This window comes from Streptomyces sp. NPDC050433 (genome assembly GCF_044458565.1).
Lineage (GTDB): Bacteria > Actinomycetota > Actinomycetes > Streptomycetales > Streptomycetaceae > Streptomyces.
The window spans coordinates 20,321-46,265 of record NZ_JBITIB010000016.1; the positions used below are offsets into that span (position 1 = coordinate 20,321).

Annotated in this window: 22 protein-coding genes and 1 pseudogene; 10 read left to right on the top strand and 13 right to left on the bottom strand. The window is 70.4% G+C overall.

The features are described from left to right. Window positions 1–54 precede the first annotated feature (54 nt). Genes ACIBLA_RS20455 through ACIBLA_RS20470 form a run of 4 tightly spaced genes read left to right on the top strand, consistent with a single transcriptional unit; the run spans window position 55 to window position 3,757 of the window. Entirely contained in the window at window positions 55–1,431 is a 1,377-nt protein-coding gene (locus tag ACIBLA_RS20455; protein ID WP_399199368.1) for a sensor histidine kinase, read from the top strand. A 50-nt stretch (window positions 1,432–1,481) separates the two neighbouring features. Continuing rightward, window positions 1,482–2,117: a response regulator gene (locus ACIBLA_RS20460; protein ID WP_399199449.1), complete on the top strand. Its 636-nt coding sequence runs from the start codon at window positions 1,482–1,484 to the stop codon at window positions 2,115–2,117. Between the two features lie 34 nt (window positions 2,118–2,151). After that, window positions 2,152–2,901: a DNA repair protein RecO gene (gene recO, locus ACIBLA_RS20465; protein ID WP_363245058.1), complete on the top strand. Its 750-nt coding sequence runs from the start codon at window positions 2,152–2,154 to the stop codon at window positions 2,899–2,901. A gap of 13 nt (window positions 2,902–2,914) precedes the next feature. Then, the gene (locus ACIBLA_RS20470) at window positions 2,915–3,757 is read left to right on the top strand and encodes an isoprenyl transferase (RefSeq protein WP_363245057.1); all 843 of its coding nucleotides are present in this window, start codon (window positions 2,915–2,917) and stop codon (window positions 3,755–3,757) included. Between the two features lie 125 nt (window positions 3,758–3,882). Here the strand turns inward: ACIBLA_RS20470 and ACIBLA_RS20475 are convergent. The 4 genes and pseudogenes from ACIBLA_RS20475 to ACIBLA_RS20490 form a co-directional block, all read right to left on the bottom strand. Further along, window positions 3,883–4,311: pseudogene (locus ACIBLA_RS20475) on the bottom strand (Fur family transcriptional regulator); the annotation flags it as partial. 61 nt (window positions 4,312–4,372) lie between these two features. Further along, window positions 4,373–5,284 carry a metal ABC transporter permease gene (locus tag ACIBLA_RS20480; RefSeq protein ID WP_399199369.1) on the bottom strand — a complete coding sequence of 304 codons (912 nt, stop codon included), beginning with the start codon at window positions 5,282–5,284 and terminating at the stop codon, window positions 4,373–4,375. Between the two features lie 2 nt (window positions 5,285–5,286). Further along, the gene (locus ACIBLA_RS20485) at window positions 5,287–6,057 is read right to left on the bottom strand and encodes a metal ABC transporter ATP-binding protein (RefSeq protein ID WP_363245081.1); all 771 of its coding nucleotides are present in this window, start codon (window positions 6,055–6,057) and stop codon (window positions 5,287–5,289) included. A 104-nt stretch (window positions 6,058–6,161) separates the two neighbouring features. After that, on the bottom strand, window positions 6,162–7,175 hold the full coding sequence (locus ACIBLA_RS20490; protein WP_363245054.1) for a metal ABC transporter substrate-binding protein: 1,014 nt from the start codon (window positions 7,173–7,175) through the stop codon (window positions 6,162–6,164). Window positions 7,176–7,316: 141 nt separating this feature from the next. Here ACIBLA_RS20490 and ACIBLA_RS20495 point away from each other — a divergent pair, with 141 nt between their 5' ends. The 3 genes from ACIBLA_RS20495 to ACIBLA_RS20505 all read left to right on the top strand — a co-directional run bounded on the left by ACIBLA_RS20495 (window position 7,317) and on the right by ACIBLA_RS20505 (window position 9,467). Beyond that, entirely contained in the window at window positions 7,317–8,699 is a 1,383-nt protein-coding gene (locus ACIBLA_RS20495) for a glycine--tRNA ligase (protein ID WP_363245053.1), read from the top strand. A gap of 124 nt (window positions 8,700–8,823) precedes the next feature. Then, the gene (locus ACIBLA_RS20500) at window positions 8,824–9,042 is read left to right on the top strand and encodes a hypothetical protein (RefSeq protein ID WP_399199370.1); all 219 of its coding nucleotides are present in this window, start codon (window positions 8,824–8,826) and stop codon (window positions 9,040–9,042) included. Window positions 9,043–9,206: 164 nt separating this feature from the next. Beyond that, window positions 9,207–9,467, top strand: coding sequence for a DUF6243 family protein (locus ACIBLA_RS20505; RefSeq protein WP_363245051.1), 261 nt, complete (start codon window positions 9,207–9,209; stop codon window positions 9,465–9,467). A 67-nt stretch (window positions 9,468–9,534) separates the two neighbouring features. On the opposite strand, the gene ACIBLA_RS20510 is transcribed toward ACIBLA_RS20505, so the two are convergent. The 3 genes from ACIBLA_RS20510 to ACIBLA_RS20520 all read right to left on the bottom strand — a co-directional run bounded on the left by ACIBLA_RS20510 (window position 9,535) and on the right by ACIBLA_RS20520 (window position 12,974). Next, complete coding sequence (locus ACIBLA_RS20510) at window positions 9,535–10,839, bottom strand: MFS transporter (protein ID WP_399199371.1); 1,305 nt, start codon at window positions 10,837–10,839, stop codon at window positions 9,535–9,537. Next, the gene (locus tag ACIBLA_RS20515) at window positions 10,836–11,456 is read right to left on the bottom strand and encodes a helix-turn-helix domain-containing protein (RefSeq protein WP_399199372.1); all 621 of its coding nucleotides are present in this window, start codon (window positions 11,454–11,456) and stop codon (window positions 10,836–10,838) included. Before ACIBLA_RS20515 ends, ACIBLA_RS20510 begins: the two co-directional genes overlap by 4 nt. Window positions 11,457–11,534: 78 nt before the next feature. Next, window positions 11,535–12,974: an MFS transporter gene (locus ACIBLA_RS20520; RefSeq protein ID WP_363245047.1), complete on the bottom strand. Its 1,440-nt coding sequence runs from the start codon at window positions 12,972–12,974 to the stop codon at window positions 11,535–11,537. 117 nt (window positions 12,975–13,091) lie between these two features. Between ACIBLA_RS20520 and dusB the strand changes: the two genes are divergently transcribed. The 3 genes from dusB (at window position 13,092) to ppdK (ending at window position 18,563) form a co-directional block, all read left to right on the top strand. Then, a complete protein-coding gene (gene dusB, locus ACIBLA_RS20525; protein ID WP_363245046.1) occupies window positions 13,092–14,270 on the top strand; it encodes a tRNA dihydrouridine synthase DusB in 1,179 nt (392 codons plus the stop codon). Between the two features lie 92 nt (window positions 14,271–14,362). Beyond that, window positions 14,363–15,466 (top strand): hypothetical protein, encoded by a 1,104-nt coding sequence (locus ACIBLA_RS20530; protein WP_363245045.1) that lies wholly within the window; start codon window positions 14,363–14,365, stop codon window positions 15,464–15,466. A 325-nt stretch (window positions 15,467–15,791) separates the two neighbouring features. Beyond that, the gene (gene ppdK / locus ACIBLA_RS20535) at window positions 15,792–18,563 is read left to right on the top strand and encodes a pyruvate, phosphate dikinase (RefSeq protein ID WP_399199373.1); all 2,772 of its coding nucleotides are present in this window, start codon (window positions 15,792–15,794) and stop codon (window positions 18,561–18,563) included. 230 nt (window positions 18,564–18,793) lie between these two features. Here the strand turns inward: ppdK and ACIBLA_RS20540 are convergent, their stop codons facing one another. The 6 genes from ACIBLA_RS20540 to ACIBLA_RS20565 all read right to left on the bottom strand — a co-directional run bounded on the left by ACIBLA_RS20540 (window position 18,794) and on the right by ACIBLA_RS20565 (window position 25,913). Then, window positions 18,794–19,954, bottom strand: coding sequence for an alkaline phosphatase PhoX (locus ACIBLA_RS20540; protein WP_363245044.1), 1,161 nt, complete (start codon window positions 19,952–19,954; stop codon window positions 18,794–18,796). 175 nt (window positions 19,955–20,129) lie between these two features. After that, complete coding sequence (locus ACIBLA_RS20545) at window positions 20,130–20,891, bottom strand: glucose 1-dehydrogenase (protein ID WP_363245043.1); 762 nt, start codon at window positions 20,889–20,891, stop codon at window positions 20,130–20,132. A gap of 178 nt (window positions 20,892–21,069) precedes the next feature. Continuing rightward, window positions 21,070–21,654, bottom strand: coding sequence for a TetR family transcriptional regulator (locus tag ACIBLA_RS20550; RefSeq protein ID WP_363245042.1), 585 nt, complete (start codon window positions 21,652–21,654; stop codon window positions 21,070–21,072). Window positions 21,655–21,707: 53 nt separating this feature from the next. Further along, window positions 21,708–22,061 carry a nitrite reductase small subunit NirD gene (nirD, locus tag ACIBLA_RS20555; RefSeq protein WP_363245041.1) on the bottom strand — a complete coding sequence of 118 codons (354 nt, stop codon included), beginning with the start codon at window positions 22,059–22,061 and terminating at the stop codon, window positions 21,708–21,710. Then, entirely contained in the window at window positions 22,058–24,601 is a 2,544-nt protein-coding gene (gene nirB / locus ACIBLA_RS20560) for a nitrite reductase large subunit NirB (protein ID WP_399199374.1), read from the bottom strand. The genes nirD and nirB overlap by 4 nt, the downstream gene beginning before the upstream one ends. 1 nt (window position 24,602) lies before the next feature. Next, window positions 24,603–25,913 (bottom strand): NAD(P)/FAD-dependent oxidoreductase, encoded by a 1,311-nt coding sequence (locus ACIBLA_RS20565; RefSeq protein ID WP_399199375.1) that lies wholly within the window; start codon window positions 25,911–25,913, stop codon window positions 24,603–24,605. Window positions 25,914–25,945: the final 32 nt, after the last annotated feature.

The window sequence follows — 25,945 nt, forward strand, 5'->3', positions numbered from 1 at the left end:
ACCGTTCCGTACCGCACCGGGCCGTTCGGGACGGCGACGAGAGAGGATGGGCCTGTGCCGACGACCTCCAGCAGAGGACCAATCAGGGAACGCGTCTTCGCGGTGCTCAACCGCGACCCGCTCGACGCACCGCACCAAATGCGCACGGACCTGGTGGTCACCTGTGTCGTCGGCCTGGTGGGCGCGGTGCTCGCCCTCAGCGTGCCCGGCGACGGCCTGGCCCTCGACGCCCTCGGCTGGGCGATGTTCGCCGCTGTCACCACATGCCTGGTGTGGCGGCGGCGCCACCCGGTGCCCGTCCTGCTGGTGATGGTGGCCCTCGTCGCCACGTACCACGCACTGGACTACTCGCACGCGGCCACCACACCGGCCGCGATGGTCGCCCTCTACACGGTCGCCGTCACCGGCCCGCCGCTGCGCGCCGCGCTGTTCGGTGTCGGCACCGTCGCTCTCACGCTCACGGTGATGTTCCTGATCAACACCGACCGCGGCCTGGAGATGTTCCGCACGTCAGGGTGGATCATCGCGGTCGTCGTCATCGGCATGGACGTACGCGTCTACCGCCAGTACATCGCGGCGGTCATGGAGCGCGCCGAACGCGCCGAACGGACCCGCGAGGAGGAGGCCGCGCGGCGCGTCGCCGAGGAACGCCTGCGGATCGCGCGCGACCTGCACGACCTGCTGGCCCACAGCATCACGCTCATCGGGGTCCAGGCGTCGGTGGCGTCCCACGTCCTGACCGTCGACCCCGGCCGGCTGGACCGGGCCGCCATCTCCCAGGCGCTCGACGGCATTTCGGACACCTGCCGCGAGGCGCGCGCCGAACTGCGCACCACGCTGGAGGTGCTGCGCACCGCCGGTCCGGCCGAGGGCGATGAGGGGAACTGGAGCGGGGCGCTGCCCGACCTGGCCGCGCTGTCCGGCCTCGTGGAGAGCGCGCGGACGGCGGGCGCCGAGACGGAGCTGTCGGTGCGGACGGAGGGCGTACGGGTGCCGCCGGTGGCCGAGGCGGCGACGTACCGGATCGTGCAGGAATCGCTCACCAACGCCGTCCGGCACGCAGGCCCCGCCCCACGGGTGCGGGTACGCGTGGAGACGCGCGGCGGGGCCCTGCACGTCACGGTGACCGACAACGGCGGCGCGCTCGCCGCCAAGCAGCCGCCCGCCGAACCGGGCTACGGCATCGTCGGCATGCGCGAACGTGCCCGCAGCGTCGGAGGCACGCTCGAAGCGGGCCCGTACGACGACGGCTTCAGGGTGACGGCAACCCTCCCGCTCCGCGACCACCCCACCCACCCGACCGTGCCTGCGGCTCCCGCCGAGCATGCGGTGCCCGCTGGGAAGGCGGATCTCTCCGGACCGACCGGACCGGGAGGGGCCGCGCCTCCGGCCGGGCCCGTCCATTCCCCCGCCCGATCGGAGTCCTCGTGATCCGTGTACTGCTCGCCGACGATCAGCGGCTCGTTCGGGCCGCCTTCGCCATGCTCGTCGAGTCCGCCGTCGACATGGAGGTCGTGGGGCAGGCCGGTACCGGGCGGGAAGCCGTCGAGTTGGCCCGTACCGTGCGGGCCGATCTTGTCGTCATGGACATCCGGATGCCCGACACCGACGGCATCGAGGCGACCCGGCTGATCGCCGCCGCCGACGACCTCGCCGGCGTCAAGGTGCTGGTCCTCACCACGTACGACACCGACGACCACGTCGTGGAGGCGCTGCGCGCGGGCGCGTCCGGGTTTCTGGTGAAGGACACCCGGCCCGCCGAACTCCTCACCGCCATCAGGACCGTGGCGGCCGGCGACTCCCTGCTGTCCCCGGGGCCGACCGCCCGGCTGATCGCCCGCGTACTGAGCGCCCGCAGCCGCGTCCCGGAGACGGCCGCCGGCCCCGACTGCCTCTCCCTCCGCGAACGGCAGGTGCTCGCCCTCGTCGCGCGCGGTCTCACCAACACGGAGATCGCCGATTCGCTCGACCTCAGCCCCCTGACCGCCAAGACGCATGTGAGCCGCATCATGGGCAAGCTCCAGGCGCGGGACCGGGCGCAACTCGTGATCATCGCCTACGAGTCGGGGCTGGTGACCCCCGGTGATCCACCGCTCACGGCCGCGGCCCCCGGCTGATACGCCCACCCGCCCCGTACGGGAGAATGGCGCCATGAGCCTGTTCCGCGACGACGGCATCGTGCTGCGCACCCAGAAGCTGGGTGAGGCGGACCGCATCATCACGTTCCTCACCCGTGGCCACGGCCGCGTCCGGGCCGTCGCCCGCGGAGTCCGCCGTACGAAGTCCAAGTTCGGCGCCAGGCTGGAGCCGTTCTCCCATGTGGACGTGCAGTTCTTCTCACGCGGCAGCGACCTCGTCGGACGCGGGCTGCCGCTCTGTACGCAGAGCGAGACCATCGCCCCGTACGGCGGCGCCATCGTCACCGACTACCCCCGCTACACGGCCGGTACGGCCATGCTGGAGACCGCCGAGCGGTTCACCGACCACGAGGGCGAACCCGCGGTCCAGCAGTATCTGCTCCTCGTCGGCGGGCTGCGCACGCTCGCGCGGGGGGAGCACGCCCCGCATCTGATCCTCGACGCCTTCCTGCTGCGCTCCCTCGCGGTCAACGGCTACGCGCCCAGCTTCGACGACTGCGCGAAGTGCGGCCTCGACGGGCCCAACCGGTTCTTCTCGGTCGCGGCGGGCGGAGTCATATGCGCCGAATGCCGGGTGCCGGGCAGCGTCGTACCGTCGTCGGAGGCGGTCGGGCTTCTCAGCGCGCTGCTGACCGGGGACTGGGGGACGGCGGACGCGTGCGAGGCTCGTCATGTCCGGGAGGGCAGCGGGCTGGTGTCCGCGTATCTGCACTGGCATCTGGAGCGCGGTCTGCGCTCACTCAGATATGTAGAGAAGAATTAGGAGAAACGAGCGCATGGCACGACGCGGAATCCTGGGCCGGCCCCGCCGCGAGTACAAGGTCCCCGAGCCGCACCCGTCCGGTGCGGTCCCGCCGGAGATCCCCGCCGAGCTGGTGCCCAAGCACGTCGCGTGCGTCATGGACGGCAACGGCCGGTGGGCCAAGGAGCGCGGCCTGCCGCGCACCGAGGGCCACAAGGTCGGCGAGGGCGTCGTACTGGATGTGCTCAAGGGCTGTCTGCAGATGGGCGTCAAGAACCTGTCCCTGTACGCCTTCTCCACCGAGAACTGGAAGCGCACGCCCGACGAGGTCCGCTTCCTGATGAACTTCAACCGCGACGTCATCCGGCGCCGGCGCGACGAGATGAACGAACTCGGGATCCGGATCCGCTGGGTCGGCCGGATGCCCAAGATGTGGAAGTCGGTCGTCCAGGAGCTTCAGGTCGCGCAGGAGCAGACCGTCGACAACGACGCCATGACGCTCTACTTCTGTGTCAACTACGGGGGCCGCGCGGAGATCGCGGACGCGGCGCGGGCGCTCGCGGCGGACGTGGCGGCGGGCAAGCTCGACCCGTCCAAGGTCAACGAGAAGACCTTCGCGAAGTATCTGTACTACCCGGACATGCCCGACGTGGATCTCTTCCTGCGGCCGAGCGGTGAGCAGCGCACGTCCAACTACCTGATCTGGCAGAGCAGTTACGCCGAGATGGTGTTCCAGGACGTGCTCTGGCCGGACTTCGACCGGCGGGACCTGTGGCGGGCGTGTCTCGAATTCGCGCAGCGGGACCGCCGGTTCGGCGGAGCGCTGCCCAATCTGTCGGACAAGTCGGGTGGGTTGAGCGGGCGCAAGGGGGTGTGAGGGGAGGAGTACGGGGCGGGTCGGCCGGCCGGCCGACCCCACCGGCGGTCACCTCACCGGCCGGACGGGTCCTGCAGGTCCTGCCGGTCCTGCCGGTCCGGCGTACCCGCCCCCGCACCCGGGCCCTTCCCGCTCGCGCACTCCGCACAGGTCCCGAAGACCTCCACCGTGTGCGCCACGGCCACGAAACCGTGCTCGGCCGCGATCGTCTCGGCCCACTGCTCGACCGCCGGACCCTCGACCTCGACGGCCTTGCCGCACACCCGGCACACCAGATGGTGGTGGTGATCACCGGTCGAGCAGCGCCGGTAGACGGACTCCCCGTCGTTCGTGCGCAGCACGTCGACGTCGCCCGCGTCGGCGAGCGACTGGAGCGTGCGGTAGACCGTCGTCAGACCGACCGAGTCGCCGCGGTGCTTCAGCATGTCGTGAAGCTCCTGCGCGCTGCGGAACTCGTCCACCTCGTTCAGCGCGGCGGCCACCGCGGCGCGCTGCCGGGTCGATCGGCCGCGTACAGGGGCGGTGCTCGCCCCACCGCCAGGCGCTGTCGTCACGGGTGCCTCCCATACTTCTGCCCGGAATCGCTCGTCTGCCGGGCCATTCTGCCAGCTCGCGTCAGACCCTGGCCTCGTCCGACGGCTCCCGCATGGCGGGAAGCGCCGCACCGTCCGCTTCAGCCGTGGGCCGTTCGCCCTCCGCCGACCTCAATGTCCGTGTCCGGCGTCTCGCCAGCGGCGTCGCGAGCGCGGTCAGAAGGAGGAAGACGCCGATCGCCAGCAACACAATTGTCGCTCCCGGCGGTACGTCCTGGTAGTACGAGGTGACCGTGCCGGCCAGCGTGACCGCCGTACCGATCACCACCGCCAGTACGAAGGTGGCGGCGAAGGACCGGCTGATCTGCTGCGCGGCGGCGACCGGCACCACCATCAGCGCGCTGACCAGCAGCAGGCCCACGACCCGCATCGCCACGGTGACGGTCACGGCGGCCGTGACGGCGACGAGCAGGTTCAGCGCGCGCACCGGCAGCCCGGTGACCCGCGCGAACTCCTCGTCCTGGCTGACGGCGAACAGCTGCCGCCGCAGCCCCACGGTGACCAGCACCACCAGCGCCGCCAGGAGCCAGATCGCGTCCAGATCGGCTTCGGAGACGGTGGACAGCGAGCCGAAGAGATACGAGCTGAGATTGGCGTTGGAACCGGTCGGCGAGAGATTGATCAGCAGCACACCGCCCGCCATACCGCCGTAGAAGAGCATGGCCAGCGCGATGTCGCCGCGGGTGCGGCCGTACGCGCGGATCAGCTCCATCGCGATGGAGCCGACGATCGCCACGAGCGTCGCCATCCACACCGGGCTGGTGGAGAGCAGGAAGCCCAGACCGACACCGGTCATGGCGACATGGCCGATGCCGTCGCCCATCAGGGCCTGGCGCCGCTGGACGAGATAGATGCCGACGGCGGGCGCGATGACGCCGACCAGGACGGCCGCGATCAGGGCACGCTGCATGAGGGCGGTCTCAAGGATTTCCATGATCAGGTCAGCAGTCCTGTACGGAGCGGCTCGCCAGCCGCGTGCGGGTGACAGCCTTGATTGGTCAGAAGCTCGGGGTCGTGGCCGGGCAGCGCGTGCTGCCCCACGGCCTTCGGCGGCGGGCCGTCGTGCGTCACGCGGCCGTCGCGCAGCACCACCGCGCGGTCGATCAGCGGCTCCAGCGGGCCCAGCTCGTGCAGGACGAGCAGCACGGTCGTACCGGCCGCCACCTGGTCACGCAGCGTGGCCGCCAGGATCTCCTGGCTGGCCAGGTCGACGCCCGCCATCGGCTCGTCCATGATCAGCAGTTCGGGTTCGGCGGCGAGGGCGCGCGCGATGAGCACCCGCTGGTGCTGGCCGCCGGAGAGCGCGCCGACCGCGTCCTTCGCCCGGTCCGTGAGCCCGACCAGCTCGATGGCGTGCCGGACGGCGGCCCGGTCGGCCTTGGAGGGCCACCGCAGCAGCCCGGTGCGCGCCAGCCGCCCCGAGGCGACGACCTCGCGGACGGTCGCGGGCACACCGCTCGCGGCCGTCGTGCGCTGCGGTACGTACCCGACGCGCGCCCAGTCGCGGAAGCGCCGCAGCGGGGTGCCGAAGAGGGTCACCTCGCCGCCGGTGAGCGGGACTTGGCCGATCACGGAGCGTACGGCGGTGGACTTGCCCGAGCCGTTGGCGCCGAGCAGCGCGACGACTTCGCCGCGCCGCAGGGAGAGGTCGATGCCGCGCAGGACGGGGCGGGAGCCGAGCGTGGCGGTGGCGCCGCGCAGCGACAGGACGGCAGGGGGCGTGGCGTCCTGTTCGGACGGCTCTGTCTCTGTCCGGCCGGTGTTCGTCGTCGTCACGTCCCGTACCTCCGTTGCTGCGGTCGGCTGCTCGTTCACTTCGCGCCGAGGGCCTTCTCCAGCGCGGCGAGGTTGGACTCCATGACCTCGATGTAGTCAGCGCCCTTGGACTTCTTCGTGATTCCCTCGACGGGGTCCAGGACGTCCGTCCTCAGACCGCTGTCGGTGGCGAGGGTCTTCGCCGTCCTGTCGCTGACGAGCGTTTCGAAGAAGACCGTGCCGACCTTGTCCTCGGCCGCGATGGAGCGCAGCTCCTTGATCCGTGCCGGGCTGGGCTCGGACTCGGGGGAGATGCCGGAGATGGACTCCTGGGTCAGGCCGTAGCGCTCGGCGAGATAACCGAAGGCCGAGTGGGTGGTGATGAAGGTCTTGGTGGAGGTGTCGGCGAGGCCCTGCTCGAAGGCGGTGTCGAGGGTGGTGAGCCGTTCGACCAGGGCGGTGGTGTTCTTCCGGTACGCGGCGGCGTTGTCCGGGTCGGCCTTCTCCAGCGAGGCGCCGACGCCCTTGGCGACCTCGGCGTACTTCACGGGGTCGAGCCAGATGTGCGGGTCGGTGCCGGCCTCGCCCTCGTGGGCGGGCTCCTCCTCGGCGTGCCCCTCGTCGGCGTGCTCGTCGCCGTGCTCGTCGCCGTGGGAGTGGCCGACCCCCGAGCCGTGCTTCTCCAGCGTCGTGAGGGTCGCGGCGTCGACGGTGTTCCGCACGCCCGCGGCGGTGACGGCTTCGTCGACGGCGGGCTGAAGCCCCTTGAGGTAGAGGATGTAGTCGGCCTCGCCGAGCTGGGCGGCCTGCCGGGTCCCCAGCTCCAGGTCGTGCGGCTCGACGCCCGGCTTGGTGAGGGTGGAGACGTCGACGTGGGTCCCGCCTATCTCCTCGGCCAGGTACTGCATCGGATAGAACGACGCCACGACGGCGAGCTTCCCGTCGCTCTTCCCGGCACCGCCGCCCGCGCTGTCGGCCGCGTCGGAGGGGGAGCACGCGGACAGCGCGACCAGACCGAGGGTGACGGACCCGGCGAGCGCGGCGGTGGGTATGAGGCGTCGTACGTTCATGACAGTCATTTTCAACAAAATTGGAAACGATTGTCAACAAGGGGTGGTGAGGGCCACCGCGGGACACCGATTTGATACAGGGGGTGCGCCCGCCGCTAATCTGAAGCATTCGCCGTTCGTCGTCGTAATGAAGAGAGCACCGTGGCCGCCGACAAGATCGACAGCATCGTCAACCTGAGCAAGCGCCGTGGCTTCGTCTACCCGTGCAGCGAGATCTACGGCGGGCAGCGTGCCGCCTGGGACTACGGGCCGCTCGGGGTCGAGCTGAAGGAGAACATCAAGCGCCAGTGGTGGCGTTACATGGTCACTTCGCGCGAGGACGTTGTCGGTCTCGACTCGTCGGTGATCCTGGCCTCCGAGGTCTGGGAGGCCTCGGGCCATGTCGCCACGTTCACCGACCCGCTCACCGAGTGCACCTCCTGTCACAAGCGTTACCGCGCCGACCACTTGGAGGAGGCGTACGAGGAGAAGCACGGCAAGGCGCCTGCCAACGGCCTCAAGGACATCAACTGCCCCAACTGCGGCAACAAGGGCACCTTCACCGAGCCCAAGTCCTTCTCCGGGCTGCTCTCCACCCACCTCGGCCCGACGCAGGACTCCGGTTCGGTCGCGTATCTGCGCCCCGAGACCGCCCAGGGCATCTTCACCAACTTCGCCCAGGTGCAGCAGACGTCGCGCAAGAAGCCGCCGTTCGGCATCGCACAGATGGGCAAGTCCTTCCGTAACGAGATCACGCCCGGCAACTTCATCTTCCGCACGCGCGAGTTCGAGCAGATGGAGATGGAATTCTTCGTCAAGCCCGGCGAGGACGAGACGTGGCAGGACTACTGGATGGAGCAGCGCTGGAACTGGTACCGGGACCTGGGCCTGCGCGAGGAGAACATGCGCTGGTTCGAGCACCCGAAGGAGAAGCTCTCCCACTACTCCAAGCGCACCGCCGACATCGAGTACCGCTTCAGCTTCGGCGGCTCGGAGTGGGGCGAGCTCGAAGGCGTCGCGAACCGCACGGACTTCGACCTCACCGCGCACTCCAAGGCGTCGGGCCACGACCTGTCGTACTTCGACCAGGAGGCCGGTGAGCGCTGGACTCCGTACGTCATCGAGCCCGCCGCCGGCGTCGGCCGCGCGATGCTGGCCTTCCTCCTCGACGCGTACAACGAGGACGAGGCGCCGAACGCGAAGGGGGTGCTGGAGAAGCGCACCGTGATGCGGCTCGACCCGCGCCTGGCGCCGGTGAAGGTCGCGGTGCTGCCGCTGTCGCGCAACCCGCAGCTGTCGCCGAAGGCGAAGGGGCTCTCGGCGGACCTGCGGAAGAACTGGAACATCGAGTTCGACGACGCGGGCGCGATCGGCCGCCGTTACCGCAGGCAGGACGAGATCGGTACGCCGTTCTGTGTCACTGTCGACTTCGACACGCTGGACGACGACGCGGTGACGGTGCGCGAGCGCGACACGATGAAGCAGGAGCGCGTCTCGCTGAGCCAGATCCAGGGCTACCTGGGTGAGCGGCTGCTCGGCTGCTGATCCGACGGTCGTGTGATTGCGGCTGTGTGATTACGGTCGTGGCTCGAAGCCCCCGGTTCCGTGACGGAGCCGGGGGCTTCGTCGCAGACTGCTCAGTGGCCGCATTCGTCAACAGGAGGCACCCATGCCGCCCACGACCAGCAGCAAAGTAAGCCGATGGGACCAGCACGGCCGAGAGCATGTCGTCCGTGTCCAGAAGGCGGGCATGCAGCGGGCGTTGACCTGCGACAGCTGCGGCTGGAAGAAGAACGCGCAGTTCCTGCCGTGGCTCAAGGCGGAGGAACATCTCACCGAGGCGCACCAGGCGACCGTGGACCCGACGGTGACGGGCAGCAACAGCTGACAGCCGCCTCGGCCCGCGGAAAACAGGTGACGGGCGTCATCCGCCCGGTGGTAGCGTCACGGGCATGTTCTTCCAGATCTACGAGTGAGAAAGCGGCGGTCACGGTCCGCCTCTCACCAGACGAATCCGCAGATCACTTCGCCTTCACCAATTCGGGAGAACCCGTGGCAAAGAGCCGGAACAACCTTCTCGGCGTGGGCGGACAGCGTAAGAAGCTGTCCCGTGCCGAACAGCAGGGCAACGGCCCCACCCGGAACGCCGACCGCAAGGTCGCCGAGGACAAGAAGCAGGAGCTGCTGCGCAAGATGCGCGAGCGGGCGACCGGTACGGAGTCCGACGAAGAGGGCACCACGGACACGACCGGCGCGACCGGCACGGCTGACACCGCGGCTGACACGACGGACGGGCCCGCCGCCCAGTCCTGACGCACCGCTTCTGACCGAGCGCCGACGGCCCGGAACACCTCGGTGTTCCGGGCCGTTGCCACCTGCCTCACCCCGCCTCGCGCGCCACCGGTACCGGCACCGGCGTCACGCCGAGCGGCGACGCCGGCAGGTCCCTCGTCCGGCCGACCGGTGAGAAGAGCAGGATCAGCGCGGCGAGCGGCACACCCGCGGTGGTGATCCACATCGCCGTACGGATACCGAGCACCGTCCCGAGGGTGCCGCCCAGCAGCGCGCCGAGCGGGATGGTGCCGTAGTTGAGGAAGGCCGTGCTCGCGGTGAGGCGGCCGAGGAGTTCCGGCGGGCAGTAGCGCTGCTGGAAGCCCGCCTTGATGATGTTGCCCGCCACCACGCCTGCGGCGACGCAGAATCCGCCCGCCACGTAGAACAGCACCCCGGCCCCGCCGACGGTCAGTGGGATGAGCAGCGCGAACACCGCGAGGCCCAGCTCGAAGACCAGCGTGGCGCGTGCGGTACCCACCCGTGCCGCGACCCGGCGCGCCATGAAGGCCCCGGCCACGCCGCCCGTACCGGCCGCGGCGACGAGGCCGCCGACCGGGCCCGGGTCCAGGCCGACGGTCCGTACCAGGAAGACCACGAGGATCGACTGATACCCCATCAGGGCCAGGTTGGACGCGGCGCCGAAGAGCGTCAGCGTACGGAGCCACGGGTCCCGCGCGACCAGCCGCAGACCTTCGCCGACCTCGGCGGCCAGCGCGCCGGGACGCCGTACGGCTCTTGGGACGCGCGGCTCGCGGTGGCGGATGCGCGACAGGCACAGGAGCGATACGAGGAAGGTGGCCGCGTTGGCGAACATCCCGTTGACCGCGCCCGCCAGCTGCGCGATAAGACCGCCCGATCCGAGCCCGGCGATCTGCGCGGCGGACGCGCTGCCGTGCAGTTTGGCGTTGCCCTCGGGCTGGTCGGCGGGGGAGAGGATGCTGGGGAGATAGGAGGTGTACGCGGTCTGGAAGAAGACGGCCGCCGTGCCCGTCAGCAGCGCGACGCCCACCAGCAGACCGACGCTCAGCAGTCCGGCCGATGCGGCGAGCGGGACGGCGGCGAACAGCACCAGCGAGACCGCCGCGGCGGCCAGCATGACCGGCCGGCGCCGCGTCCGGTCCACCCAGGCACCGACCGGCAGTCCGACGACCAGCCAGGGAGCCCAGGTCGCGGCGGTCAGCAGGCCGACCTCGAACGTGCCCGCGTCCAGGGTGGAGACGGCGATCAGCGGCATCGCGACCCCGGTCACCGACGTACCGAACTTGCCCGCGGTCTCGCCGATCCACAGCAGCCGGAAGTCATGGTGGCGGCGCAGCAGGCCGCCGCGTCTCTCGCGTCTCTCGCGTTTCACGGGGCGTCACGTCGCTTACGGGGGAAGGACTGGAGCTGTACGACGACGGGCACGGCCTCGGGGTCCGCCTCCGCCTCCGCGTCCGGGGCGGTGGGTGTGTGGCGGGCGATGACCGCCATCAACTCCGCGTTCATGGCGCGCAGTTGGTCCGGCGTCAGCCGCAGGTCGTGCCAGTCCGAGACGGTGCCGGCGGCCCGCCATTCGTTGTCCCAGTCCTCGTTCAGATAGTCCGTGACCCGGTTGAAGTACTGGCCCACCAGCTCATGGAGATAGACGGAGAGGGCTCCCCGGCTGCGAGGGTCGTCGCGGAAGTCGGCGGTGTTCAGCTCGTTCGGGACGCCGGTCCTGCGCCACCAGCGCTCACGCCTGGTGCCGCGTCCGGTCTCTTCCTCGATGAAGCCGTGTTCGGCGAGATGACGCAGATGCCAGCTGACGGTGCCGGTGTTCTCGCCGAGGCGCTCGGCGAGGCCGGTGGCGGTGGCCGGGCCGTCCAGGCTGAGCAGTTCGAGGATGTTCATCCGCAGGGGGTGGGCGAGCCCGCGCAGGCTGCGGGCGTCGATACGGCGGGTGGGCCGGGCGGGCGGCTGTGCGGAGGGCGTCTCGGGTGCGTCGGGCATGGCGGCATCGTATGATGCAGAGACTTCTCTGCATAGGAGTCTTCGCAGAGATATCTCTGTAAGTTGTGCCCAGGCGCCTCAGATCATGGAGTCCGGTGAGCCCGGCACCGACGCCGGTTCCAGTCGCCGCGCGTTGCGGCGCGCCGTACCCCGTGCCCACTCCCCGCTGGTCAGCGCGCCGACCACCAGCACGGACAGACCGAGCCCGGTGATGATCCACCAGGCGGGCCGGCTCGCGTCGGCGAAGGCCGCCTCGTCGATGCCGCCCCGGTGCGTGGCCGACGCCGCGCCCGTCGCCAGGACCGCGCCGATCACCGCGACCCCCAGCGTCTGCCCGATCTGCCGGCTCGTCGACGCGACGGCGGCGGCCACCCCCGACTGGGCCAGCGGCATCCCGGCCACCGCCGTGTTGGTGATCGGGGCGTTGACCAGGCCGAAGCCGATGCCGAACAGCACATAGCCGGCGAACAGCAGCGCCAGGTGTGTCTCCGCCGCGAAGACCGCGAACAGCAGCCCGCTCGCCGCGAGGGTCACGCCCGCCCCCAGCAGCGGGATACGTGGCCCGCGCGAGCCGACCAGCCGCCCCGACAGCGGTGCGCACACGAAGGCCATCGCCGCCATCGGCAGCATGTAGAGACCGGCGTCCAGGGCGGAGAGATCCCGTACGTTCTGCAGATAGAGCGTGTTCATGAACAGGAAGCCACCGAGGGCGCCGAACGCGCACACGGCGATGACCGTCGCCCCGCTGAACGGCGCGCTGCGGAAGAAGCGCAGATCGATCAGGGGTTCCTGGCGCCTCGGTTCGTACAGGATCAGCCCCGTCAGGGCGCACACCGTGACCCCGACGAAGGACAGGATCAGTGGCGACGTCCAGCCGGCCGCCGGGGCCTCGATGATGGCGTACGTCAGCGCGCCGAGCGTGGCCATGACCAGCAGCTGGCCCACCGGGTCGGGGCGGCGCGGCTTGGCGGCGCGGGACTCGGGGACGTACCGCCAGGTCAGCAGGAACGCCGCGACCCCGACCGGCAGATTGATCAGGAAGATCGCGCGCCAGCCGACCGTCTCCACCAACAGCCCGCCGATCAGTGGCCCGGCCGCCATCGAGATCCCGACGACCCCGCCCCAGACCCCGATCGCGCGGGCGCGCTCACGGGGATCGGTGAAGGTGTTGGTGATGATCGACATCGCGACCGGGTTGAGCATCGAACCGCCGACGGCCTGCACCGTCCGGAACGCGACGAGCGACTCCAGATTCGGCGCGAGCGAGCACAGCAGCGAGCCGAGCGTGAAGATCACCAGTCCGGTCTTGAAGACCCGCCGCCGGCCGATGCGGTCGGCCGTGGAGCCCGCGAGCATCAGTAGTGAGGCGATGACCAGGGTGTACGCGTCGATGGTCCACTGCATACCGGCGACCGTGGTGTGCAGTTCCTTCTGCATGGACGGCAGCGCGACGTTCAGCACGGTGTTGTCGAGACTGACGATCAGCAGACTCATGCAGCAGGTCCCCAGAATCACCATGCGTCTACGGGGTCCGCACTCCGGCGCGGCTTCTTTCGGCGGCTCCGGCGAGGACTTCGGCTGGGGAGCTGGCATGGGGCGATGGTAAGTGCGGCGCCCGAAGGCCCGTCCACCGCCATGCGCGACAATGGACGGATGACCGCTCCGCTCGCCCCGTCCCCCGCACCGCCCGGCACGCTCGCCGTCGGCCCGTACCCCGTGCGCCCGCCGGTGGTGCTCGCGCCGATGGCCGGGATCACCAACGCCCCGTTCCGGACGCTGTGCCGGGAGTTCTCGGGCGGCAAGGGGCTGTTCGTCAGCGAGATGATCACCACGCGGGCGCTGGTCGAGCGCAACGAGAAGACGATGCAGCTCATCCGCTTCGACGCGACCGAGACGCCGCGCTCGATCCAGCTGTACGGGGTCGACCCGGTCACCGTCGGCAAGGCCGTCCGCATGATCGCGGACGAGGGCCTGGCCGACCACATCGACCTGAACTTCGGCTGCCCCGTCCCCAAGGTCACCCGCAAGGGCGGCGGCTCGGCCCTCCCGTACAAACGGCCCCTGCTGCGCGCGATCCTGCACGAGGCCGTGTCGAACGCCGGGGACCTGCCGGTCACCATGAAGATGCGCAAGGGCATCGACGACGACCACCTGACCTACCTGGACGCGGGCCGTATCGCCGTCGACGAGGGCGTCACGGCGATCGCCCTGCACGGCAGAACGGCTGCCCAGCACTACGGCGGTACCGCCGACTGGGACGCCATCGCCCGCCTCAAGGCCCATGTCCCCGAGATCCCTGTCCTCGGCAACGGCGACATCTGGTCGGCGGACGATGCGCTGCGGATGGTCCGCGAGACCGGCTGCGACGGTGTGGTCGTGGGGCGCGGCTGCCTGGGCCGGCCGTGGATCTTCGGCGATCTGGTCGCGGCGTTCGAGGGTACGGGGGAGCTTGCCCGGCCCGCGCTGCGCGAGGTCGCCCGTGTGATGCGGCGGCACGCGGAGCTGCTGGGGGAGTGGATCGGTGACGAGGCGCGCGGGGTGATCGACTTCCGTAAGCACGTGGCCTGGTATCTGAAGGGCTTCTCGGTCGGCTCCGAGCTGCGCAAGAAGCTGGCGATCACCTCGTCGCTGGCCGAACTGGACGCGCTGCTGGGCGAGTTGAACCTGGACCAGCCCTGGCCGGACGGCGCCGACGGCCCGCGCGGCCGGACATCGGGCAACAACCGCGTGGTCCTGCCGGACGGCTGGCTGAAGGACCCGTACGACTGCGCGGGCATCGGGGCGGACGCGGAACTGGACACCTCGGGCGGCTGAGGCGGGGGCGGAGTCCCCGCCGTTGTCAGTGCCGTGGGGCATGATCCGTTGTCGGGCCGTTTCGGCGAGTGGGGCGACGGGGTGGGGCGTTGATGGAAACACTGCTGTCCGGCGAGGTGCGGGTCGAGTACGCGCAGATGTACGTGGTGAGCGGCAAGGGGGACTACGGCTACGACCTCCATGACGCGTTCGCGGGACAGGAGGCGGGGCTGTGCGGGGGAGCGACCCCCGGCTGCCTCTTCCTGGTGACTGGGCGGCACACGGGCCGCGTCGGACTCACCGTCGAACTGCACGAGGAGCAGCCGCCGCTTCTGTCTCTCTGGGAGGAGGCCGTGGAGGTTCCGTTCAGACCGCTGGCCCGTCCTTGGCTCCAGGAGTGGGCAGGAGGCGAGTCCTGGGAGCTGGACCTCGAACAGATCGATTACCGCGTCCGGTACAGCGCACGGGGGATGGGCGAGGCGAGAGACCCCGAGAGCTGCCAGTCCCCGGATCCGGTGGACCACTACCTGCTCCAGTTCTGGCCGTGCCCGCCGTCACCGGCCCGCGTCGTGAGGCAGACCAGCGCCCACGCCGCCAACTGGCACAACTGGGCACGGGAGTTGCCCCCGCCGCCGACGCCCGAGGAGGTGGCGGAGGAGGAGCGTCTGGCCGAGCTGGAATACGAGCGCGGGCGCGTCGAGGCGGAGACGCGGAGCTGGGGTGGCCGACTGCCGAGCGACCGGCTGCGCGCGTGCGGTGGCGATGTATCGAAGATGATCAAGCTCGACGGCCTTCTCGTGCACGAGTTGGACGAGGCGGGCCCGGACATCCAGCGCGCCGTCGTCGGGCTGGCGGCACGCCGTGCCTGTACGGTGGCCGGTCTCGCCGACCTGGACTGGATCGCGCCCACCCTCGAAGCCCTTGACCGGGGACGGGAGTTGGCGCCGCCGTTCGACGACATGGCCGGGTTGCGGGAGTTTCTGTTCACCGACGAGCGGGTGCCGCCGACCTTGGTTCTCAAGCCCTTGAGGGGCTCTCCCGCCCCGGCCGCGAACATGGCTCTGAGGACCCTGCTGGTGGCGGCGAGTTGCTCGGACCCGCTCCGGGCGGCCGTCGACGCGCTGTACGCCGCCGCGCGTGCGTACGGACCCGACCGCGACGCCCTGTTCGAGGAGGTCCGGTCCTTGGTTGGAGGGCGTGATTCTCGACACGTCTGATTGATCCTTCGCTCAGACGAGCGGTTGGGGTGTGTCTGCATCTTCGGAAGGGGTGGCACTGGGTGTCATCCCTTCCGTGTTCGAGAGGTGAACTCAGAAGTCGCAATCGCAGCTCAGATGAGCGCGTTATGTCATGCAAAGGTCATGCCCGGTTCGAGGTGTGAAGGAGACGGGGACGGGTGATCCCCTGTCACACGCATTCGATCCAGTGGCGGACGGGTGGTTGCGGCCGTATGACGGACAAGTGGACATGTCCAGGCACCTTCGATCTGGGTATGTTCCTCGCCGTCAGGGCAGCCAGCGCCTCCCGGAGGAGTCGAGATCCGTGTCCGAAAGCAAAGACACCCACGTAGCGGCGGACACCGCCACACAGGACTCACAAGAGCAGAAGTTCGTCTACGACTTCACCGAGGGCAACAAAGATCTCAAGGGCCTGCTCGGCGGCAAGGGTGCCAACCTCGCCGAGATGACCAACCTCGGACTGCCCGTCCCTCCGGGCTTCACGATCACCAGCGAGGCGTGCAAGGTCTACCTCGACACCGGTACGGAGCCGGCCGCCCTGCGTGACGAGGTCGGCACCCACCTCGACGCCCTCGAACAGAAGATGGGCAAGAAGCTCGGCCAGGCCGACGACCCGCTGCTCGTCTCCGTACGGTCCGGCGCCAAGTTCTCCATGCCCGGCATGATGGACACCGTCCTCAACATCGGGCTCTCCGACAAGTCCGTCGCCGGTCTCGCCGCGCAGTCCGGCGACGAGCGCTTCGCCTGGGACTCGTACCGCAGGCTCATCCAGATGTTCGGCAAGACCGTCCTCGGCGTCGACGGCGACCTCTTCGAGGAGGCACTGGAGGACGCCAAGCGCGCGAAGAAGGCCGCCACCGACATCGACCTGGACGCCGCCGACCTGAAGAAGCTGGTCAAGCAGTTCAAGAAGATCGTCGCGCGCGACGCCGGCCGCGACTTCCCGCAGGACCCGCGCGAGCAGATGGACCTCGCGATCCGCTCCGTCTTCGAGTCCTGGAACACCGACCGGGCCAAGCTCTACCGCCGCCAGGAGCGCATCCCCGGCGACCTCGGCACCGCCGTCAACATCTGCTCCATGGTCTTCGGCAACCTCGGCCCGGACTCCGGCACCGGCGTCGCCTTCACCCGCGACCCGGCCAGCGGCCACCAGGGCGTGTACGGCGACTACCTCCAGAACGCGCAGGGCGAGGACGTCGTCGCCGGTATCCGCAACACCGTGCCGCTCGCCGATCTGGAGACCATCGACAAGAAGTCGTACGACCGGCTGATGCAGATCATGGAGACCCTGGAGACGCACTACCGGGACCTCTGCGACATCGAATTCACCATCGAACGCGGCGAGTTGTGGATGCTCCAGACCCGTGTCGGCAAGCGCACCGCGGGCGCCGCCTTCCGGATCGCGACCCAGCTCGTCGACCAGGGGCTGATCGACGAGGCCGAGGCGCTTCAGCGCGTCAACGGGGCGCAGCTCGCGCAGCTGATGTTCCCGCGCTTCGACGACGCCGCCAGAGCCGAGCTGCTGGGGCGCGGTATCGCCGCGTCCCCCGGCGCCGCCGTCGGCAAGGCCGTCTTCGACTCGTACACCGCCGTCAAGTGGTCGCGCTCCGGCGAGCGGGTCATCCTCATCCGCCGCGAGACCAACCCCGACGATCTGGACGGCATGCTCGCCGCCGAGGGCATCCTCACCTCGCGCGGCGGCAAGACCTCGCACGCCGCCGTCGTCGCCCGGGGCATGGGCAAGACCTGTGTCTGCGGCGCCGAGGAGCTGGAGGTCGACACCAAACGGCGCCGGATGACCGTCGGAAAGACCGTCATCGAGGAGGGCGACGTCGTCTCCGTCGACGGCTCGACCGGCAAGGTCTACCTCGGCGAGGTCCCGGTCGTCCCCTCGCCGGTGGTCGAGTACTTCGAGGGCCGCATGCACGCGGGCGCCGACGACGCCGACGAACTGGTGGAGGCCGTGCACCGGATGATGGCGTACGCCGACCGGCGCCGCCGGCTGCGGGTGCGCGCCAACGCCGACAACGCCGAGGACGCGCTGCGGGCCCGCCGGTTCGGCGCGCAGGGCATCGGGCTGTGCCGCACCGAGCACATGTTCCTCGGTGAACGCCGCGCCATGGTCGAGAAGTTGATCCTCGCGGACACCGACGACGAGCGCGAGCAGGCGCTGAAGACCCTGCTGCCGCTGCAGAAGAAGGACTTCGTCGAGCTGTTCGAGGCGATGGACGGACTGCCGGTCACCGTACGGCTGCTGGACCCGCCGCTGCATGAATTCCTGCCCGACATCACGGAGTTGTCGGTACGTGTCGCGCTCGCCGAGTCCCGCAAGGACCACAACGAGAACGATCTGCGGCTGCTCCAGGCCGTGCACAAGCTGCACGAGCAGAACCCGATGCTCGGGCTGCGCGGTGTACGGCTCGGCCTGGTCATTCCCGGCCTCTTCGCGATGCAGGTAAGGGCCATCGCCGAGGCCGCAGCCGAGCGCAAGCACGCCAAGGGCGACCCGCGCGCCGAGATCATGATCCCGCTCGTCGGCACCGTCCAGGAGCTGGAGATCGTCCGCGACGAGGCCGCGCAGGTCATCGCCGAGGTGCGGCGGTCGACCGGAATCGACCTCAAGCTGTCGCTCGGCACGATGATCGAACTGCCGCGCGCCGCGCTGACGGCAGGTCAGATCGCGGAGGCCGCGGAGTTCTTCTCCTTCGGTACGAACGACCTCACCCAGACGGTCTGGGGCTTCTCCCGTGACGACGTCGAGGCCAGCTTCTTCACCGCGTATCTGGAGAAGGGCATCTTCGGGGTGTCCCCGTTCGAGACGATCGACATGGACGGCGTCGGCGCGCTCGTACGCAGCGCGTGCGAGGCCGGCCGCAGGACACGGCCCGATCTGAAGCTCGGTATCTGCGGTGAGCACGGCGGCGACCCCGAGTCGGTGCACTTCTTCCACGAGGTGGGCCTGGACTATGTGTCCTGCTCGCCGTTCCGGATCCCCGTGGCGCGCCTGGAGGCCGGGCGTGCGGCGGCACAGTCGCGCGGCCACGGCCACGGCCACGGCCACGGCGACTCACGCTGACGCCGGGACGCGGACGGCAGGAACGGCAGGAACGGCTGGAGAAATCACTTTCGCCCGTCCCGGAATGAACTAGGCCGGGACGGCGGCAAATCGGGGTGCGACCGGTGGATCCCGATCCATCGGTCGCACCCCCTTTTTTTCTCGGAGGACCCGCTGGGCGCCGCCCTGCTGCACGGCGGCGCCCAGGGGAGGTCGCGCGTGACGCCGTGCGCGACGTCCTACGTGCCGCCCTACGTGCGGAACGGGCCCGTCACCTCGTAGGTGATGCCGCCCGACGAACTGCCGCTCGTACCGCGCTGGCTGGAGAAGTACAGCCGCGATCCGTCGGGCGAGAAGGCCGGACCGGTGATCTCCGAGCCCGACTGGCCGCTGACGCGCAGGAACGGCGCGACGACGTCGTCGGGAGTGATCAGGCAGATCTCCATGTTCCCGCCGTCCTCCGCGACGAACAGATCGCCGGACGAGGACCCCGTGACGTTGTCGACCCCGGTCAGCGGGGCACCACCGCCGCTGACGAGCGAGTCGTCGTACGTCAACTCGTAGGTGGCGGCGGCCGGATCGACCCGCCAGACCCGGTTGTCGCCCTTCGTGGTGAACCACACCGAGCCGTCGGCGTAGTAGCAGCCCTCGCCGCCGTTGAACCGCTTGGCGCCCGAGACCTGGTCACGGGTCTGGGTCGGGGAGCCGTCCGGGTCCGGCACCGTCGCCCAGGTGAAGGAGCCGGAGGTGGCGGTGCCGGCCCGCAGCACCTCAAGGGTGCCGGTGGACAGATCGCCCCAAGTGGTGGGCGTGAACCGATAGAAGCACCCGTTCGTCTCGTCCTCGGTCAGATAGATCACCTCGCGCACCGGGTCGGCCGCCGCTGCCTCGTGCTTGAACAGACCCATCGCGTCGCGCCGTACCGCCGCTTTTACGCCCCACGGATCGGTCTCGTACACATACCCGCGGGTCACCTCCTCGCAGGACAGCCAGGTGTTCCACGGGGTGCTGCCGCCCGCGCAGTTCTGCCGGGTGCCGGAGAGGATCCGGTACGCGCCGGTGATCGCGCCCGCCGAGGAGAAGCGGACCGCGCCCGCGCCGCCGGACGGGTTGATCTCCGAGTTGGAGACATAGATCCAGCCACTGCCGTCGGCGTAACAGGCGCCGCCGTCAGGTGCGTTGTGCCAGGTGTACGACGTGCCGGGCACGCTCTGCCCGGATCGGGCGATGACCCTGCTGGTGAATCCGGCGGGCAGCAGGATGTTGTTGCCGTCGGCGCTCGAGAGTGCTCCGTACGGTCCCGCGCCGGGCTGCGCGGGGTCGGCGTAGGCCGCTCCGCGCCAGAGAGTGCCGCCGAGCGCGGCGGCGGAGCCGGTGACGATTGCTCCACGCAGAAAATTGCGACGTTCCACTGGGCCGCTCCATGGGTGGGGTGGGGGTGTGAGGTCGCGTGCGCGCAAGAGCGTAGAGCGAACGGATGGCCACTGTCTGAACTTCGCGGCGGCGTGGCTGGTCATCGGCGAGAACAGCTGCGCCGCCGCGCCCCGTCCGCGTTGGCCGACCACGCCGCCGCGTTGTGCCACTGCGCTATGCCGCCGCGCCGCCGTCTACGACGAGGTCGGTCCCCACGACGGACGCCGCGTCCGCCGATGCGAGATACAGCACGGCCGCCGCCACCTCCCGCGTCGACGAGACCCGGCCGAGCGGTGAATCCTCCTTCATCCGCGCGACGCGGTCGGCGGCGCTCTCGCCCGGCCGCAGCGACATCGTGGTGTCCGAGGCGCCGGGGCTGACGGCGTTGATCCGGACCCCGTCCTGGATGTGGTCGAGGGCGGCGGCGCGGGTCAGCGTGGAGACGGCGGCCTTGGAGGTGAGATAGCCGGCCACGTTCGGGATGCGCAGGTGCGCGCCGAGGTTGGAGGAGATGTTGACGATGGCGCCGCCGCCGTCGCGGCGCATCTGGGCGATCTCCGCCTGGAGGCAGTGCAGGACGCCGGTGACGTTGATGTCGAGCATGGCATGCCAGTCCGCGACGGGGAGATCGGCGAGGGGCGTGCCGGCCCGGAGGATCCCCGCGTTGTTGACGGCGACGTCGAGCCGGCCGAAGTGGTCGACGGTCCTGCGCACCAGGGCCTGTACGTCGTCCGCGCGTGAGACGTCGGCGATGACGACGAGCGAGTCGCCGCCCGCCGCCGTGATCAGCGCGCGGGTCTCCTCCAGCGGCGCGGCGCCCCGGCCGGCGAGGACGACGGAGGCGCCTTCGGCGGCGAACGCCACGGCGACGGCACGGCCGATCCCGGAACCGGCGCCGGTGACGAGGACGGTCTGGTCGGCGAAGCGAGCGGGCATGGGTAACTCCCTTGTCGGATACGGATGGTGAGTGAGGGTGCGAGAGGGGTGAGCGTGGTGGTGCTCGTGGTCATGCCGTCCCCCTGTTTACCCAGACCACTTATCTTGACCGATCATTCTGTTATAAGGGCAGCGAAAAACCGGCATGCCCCTGGTGCGGTGAGGTGTGCCGGTCCCGTCAGTCCAGCAAGGTCAGCGCCTGCTCGGCCGCGTCGCGTACCCGCGCCGGGTCCCGCGAGGTCTTGCCGACCACCCGCATGCCCTGCATCAGCACGAGCAGCATCCGTGCCAGCGAGCGCGGATCGCGGTCGGGCGGCAACTCGCCCTGGCCCTGGGCCCGGACGAGTGCCGCGTGTATCAGCGTCTCGATGTGCTGCCAGCTCAGCTCGACCCGGCGGGCCGCCTCGGGGTCGTGCGGCCCCAGCTCGGCCGCCGTGTTGGTGATGAGGCAGCCCTTCTCGCGCAGCGCCTCGGCGGTCGACTCGCCGGCGAACCGCCGCACCGTCTCCCGCACCGCGGGCAGTGCGGGACCCGGCTTCGACAGGGCGTCGAGCAGCGACGGATCCCGCGTCTCGCCGTACCTGTCCAGAGCCTTCAGATACAGCTCGTGCTTGTTGCCGAACGTCGCGTAGATGCTGGCGCGGCCGATGCCGAGGTGTTCGACGAGGTCCGCCATGGACGTCGCCTCGTAGCCGCGCCGCCAGAACAGCTCAAGGGCCGACTGGAGCGCGGCGTCCGGATCGAATTCCTTGGTCCTGGCCACGTGCGCGACTCTAGGCTCATCTGGAACGCTCGGTCAAGATGAAGCGGGGCCGGTCAGGATTCAACGCGTGAGGCATAGACCGTCACCGCCACCGACTCGTCGTCCAGGCAACGGCCCGTCTCCAGGTCGAACCGCTGCTTCAGCAGCGGCGAGGCCACGAAGGCACGACCGTCCTGGGTGCCGGTCAGCCCACGCGACAGCACCTGGGCGCCGGAGTACGGGTCGCGGTTGTCGATCGCGTACGTACGGCCCGCCCGGTCCACGAAGAGTGCGGCCTGCCGGCCGTCCGGCAGCAGTGCGGCCACTCCCCGGCCCGGAATGAGCGCGGACCGGTCGCAGATCGACAACCAGGTTTCGTCCAGGCGGAGTTGAAGTACGGGGTAGGTGATCGGGCTCATCGGGCTCATCGGGCCGACACTCCTTCCAGCGTCAGAAACGTCAGATCGGGCTTCACCTGGTCGCGCTCGGGCACGAACCGCACCGTCGGGTCCGGTGCGTCGGGCGCGTTGACGAACGAGACAAAGCGGCGCAGCCGCTCCGGGTCGTCGAGCGTCTCGGCCCACTCGTCGCGGTAGCCCGCGACATGGTCGGCCATCAACTTCTCCAACTCCCCGCACAGGCCCAGCGAATCGTGCACGACCACGTCCCGCACATGGTCGAGCCCGCCCTCGATCCGGCCCAGCCACGCCGAGGTGCGCTCCAGGCGGTCGGCGGTGCGGATGTAGAACATCAGGAAGCGGTCGATCAGCCGCACCAGCGACTCGTCGTCCAGGTCCTGCGCCAGCAGATCCGCGTGGCGCGGCTCGGCGCCGCCGTTGCCGCCGACGTACAGATTCCAGCCCTCCGCCGTCGCGATGATCCCGAAGTCCTTGCCGCGCGCCTCCGCGCACTCCCGCGCACAGCCCGAGACCGCCGACTTGAGCTTGTGCGGCGCGCGCAGGCCCCGGTAACGCAGCTCCAGATCGATGGCCATCTTCACCGAGTCCTGCACGCCGTACCGGCACCAGGTCTGGCCCACGCACGACTTCACGGTGCGCAGCGCCTTTCCGTACGCGTGCCCCGACTCGAAGCCGTGCGCCACCAACCGCGCCCAGATCTGTGGCAGTTGGTCGACGCGCGCGCCGAAGAGGTCGATCCGCTGACCGCCTGTGATCTTCGTGTAGAGCCCGAAGTCCCGTGCCACCTCACCGATCACGATCAGCTTCTCCGGTGTGATCTCACCGCCGGGGATGCGCGGCACGATCGAGTACGAGCCGTTGCGCTGCAAGTTGGCGAGGAAGTGGTCGTTCGTGTCCTGGAGCGCGGCCTGTTCACCGTCCAGGACATGGCCGCTCAGGCCCAGCGTCGGCGCGAGCGAGGCGATGATCGAGCCGACGGCCGGCTTGCAGATCTCGCAGCCGTCACCCCCGCGCGCGCTCTGGCGGCCGTGCGAGTCGAGCAGCGAGGCGTACGACGTCACACGCAGGGTCCGCACGATCTCGTACAACTCGCCGCGCGTGTGCGGAAAGCAGCCGCACAGTCCGCCGTCGCCGGCCGTGGGCAGGAGCTGTCCGATCACCTTCAGGCAACTGCCGCAGCCCGTACCGGCCTTGGTGCACTTCTTCACCTCGGGCAGCGTCGCGCACGCGGCGATCGCGCCCTTCGTCACGTTGTGGCAGCTACAGATCACGGCGCTGTCCGGCAGCGACGCCGGGCCGAGCGCGGCCGGCGCCCCCGCACCCGGCGGCAGGACCAGCTGCTCGGGCGGTACGGGCGGGACGGAGCCGGTCAGCGGGCGCAGCATCCCGTACGCGTCGGCGTCACCGACCAGGACGCCCCCGAGCAGCGCGCCGTCCGCGCCGACGACGACCTTCTTGTAGACGCCCGAGCGGGAGTCCGCGTACACGACGTCGAGACAGCCGGGAGCGGCGCCGTGCGCGTCCCCGAACGACGCCACGTCCACACCGAGCAGCTTGAGCTTCGTGGAGAGATCCGAACCGGTGAACTCGGCCGCGCCCTCGGTGACTTCGGCGATCGCGTCCGCCGCCGTCCGCGCCATCTCGTAGCCGGGCGCCACCAGCCCGTACACCCGCCCGTCGGCCGCGAGGGCGCACTCGCCGATCGCGAAGATCCGCGGATCCGATGTACGGCACCGTTCGTCGACCGCGATTCCGCCGCGCTCGCCGACCCGCAGTCCCGCGTCGCGGGCGAGCTGGTCGCGGGGCCGTACGCCCGCCGAGAAGACGACCAGATCGGTCGCCAGGACCGAACCGTCGGACAGTGTCATGCCGTTGACGGTGCCCGTCCCGTCCGTCGTGATCTCCTGCGTGCCGACGCCCGTGTGGACGGTCAGTCCCATGCCCTCGATACTGCGCAGCAGCGCCGCTCCGCCGCCGTCGTCCACCTGGACGGGCATCAGCCGGGGGGCGAACTCCACGATGTGCGTGTCGAGTTCGAGCCCCTGCAACGCGCCGGCCGCCTCAAGACCGAGCAGCCCGCCGCCCACCACCGCGCCGCTGCGGGCGGTCTTCGCGTACTCCTCGATCGCCAGCAGGTCCTCGATGGTGCGGTAGACGAAACAGCCCGTCGCGTCCTTGCCCGGCACCGGCGGCACGAACGGGTACGAGCCGGTGGCCAGCACGAGCGTGTCGTACGTGAAGGTCAGCCCGGCGCGCGAGGTGACCGTGCGCGCGGCGCGGTCGACGGCCTCGGCGGGATCGTCCAGATGCAGCTCGATACCGTGCCGGGCCATGAAGTCCGGTTCGACGAGCGAGAGTTCGTCCGGGGTGCGGCCGTCGAAGTACGAGGTCAGCCGGACCCGGTCATAGGCGGGGCGCGGCTCCTCGCAGAGCACCACGATCCGCGCCCGACCGGTCGTGCCGTGCTCGGCGAGGGCTTCGAGGAACCGCTGGCCGACCATGCCGTGGCCGACGACCACGATGGTGGGGCGGGACGTTGTGTCGGACATCTCAGGAGCCTCCGTCGGGAGTGAGCAGGTGGAGCAGCGGGGTGGTGGGCGGCAGCGGTTCGTCGTCCTCCCAGGTGCGGGCGAGCGCGCCGACGGTGGTGAGGTCGCCGAGGAGCACACCGCCGACGAGACGGTCGCCCCGGACGACGACCTTGCGGTAGGCGCCGCGGGTGGCGTCGGTCAGCTGGACGACGTCGTCGCCGGGGAGGGGAGTCGTCTCGCCGAACGCGGCGAGGTCGAGCGGGGCGGAAGGGGTGTCCGCCGTGGTCTCGGGTCCGAGGGGGGAGAGGGTGAGACGGGTGAGGGAGCGGGTGCCGGTGTAGCGGGTCGCGGGCTTCCCGGCCGCGGTGTCCTCCGTCAGCAACTGGGCCAGCGCGTCGGCCTGTTCGAGCGCGGCGCCGGCGAGACCGTACAGCCGGTCGCCGTGCTCCGCGCAGTCGCCGATCGCGTGGATGTACGGGTCCGACGTCCGCAGCTCGTCGTCCACGACGATGCCGCGCCGTACGTCGAGCCCGGCGGCGTCGGCGAGACCGGTGCGGGGGCGTACACCGCAGGCCAGGACGGTGAGTTCGGCGTCGAGGCGGAAGCCGTCGGAGAGTTCGACGGCCGCCACCCGTCCGGGGCCCGCGGCCCCGTCGTCGTCGGCGAGCACGAGGCCGCGCACCCGGCACTCGGTATGGACCTCCACTCCCCACGACTCCAGCCGGCGCCTGAGCAACAGCGAGCCGGAACGGTCGAGCTGACGTTCCATCACGTACTCGCCCTGCTGCGCCAGCACGACCTGGGCGCCCCGCTCCGCGAGCGCGCGAGCCGCCGAGACCCCGAGGAGCCCTCCGCCGACGACGACGGCGCGGGTCCCGGGCCGTACCGCCGCCGACAACGACAGACAGTCGTCCATGGTCCGGAAGGGGTGCACGCCCGCCGGCAGTTCATGGTGGCCCGGTCGCCGCAGTCCGCGCAGCGGGGGCAGGACCGGGTTCGAGCCGGTCGCGAGGACGAGCCGGTCGTACGGGACGACGCTGCCGTCGTCGCACCGCACCAGCCGGTCGGCACGGTCGATCCGCACGGCCCGGACGCCGCGCCGCTCGGCGCCGGGCACCGGCGGGAGGGCGATGACCTCGGGGCCGTACCGCCCGGCGAGTACTTCGGCGAGCAGGACACGGTTGTACGGGGCGTGCGGCTCCTCGCCGAGCAGGGTGACCGTCCGCCCGGCGGAAGCCGTGGAGGAGGCGGTGAGGCGCTGGGCCAGCCGCATCCCGGCCGTACCCCCGCCGATCACCACGATCTCCTTCGCCCCACCGTCAGCAGCCATGCCCGCAGACTGCGCGGCCGGTGTTACCCGGC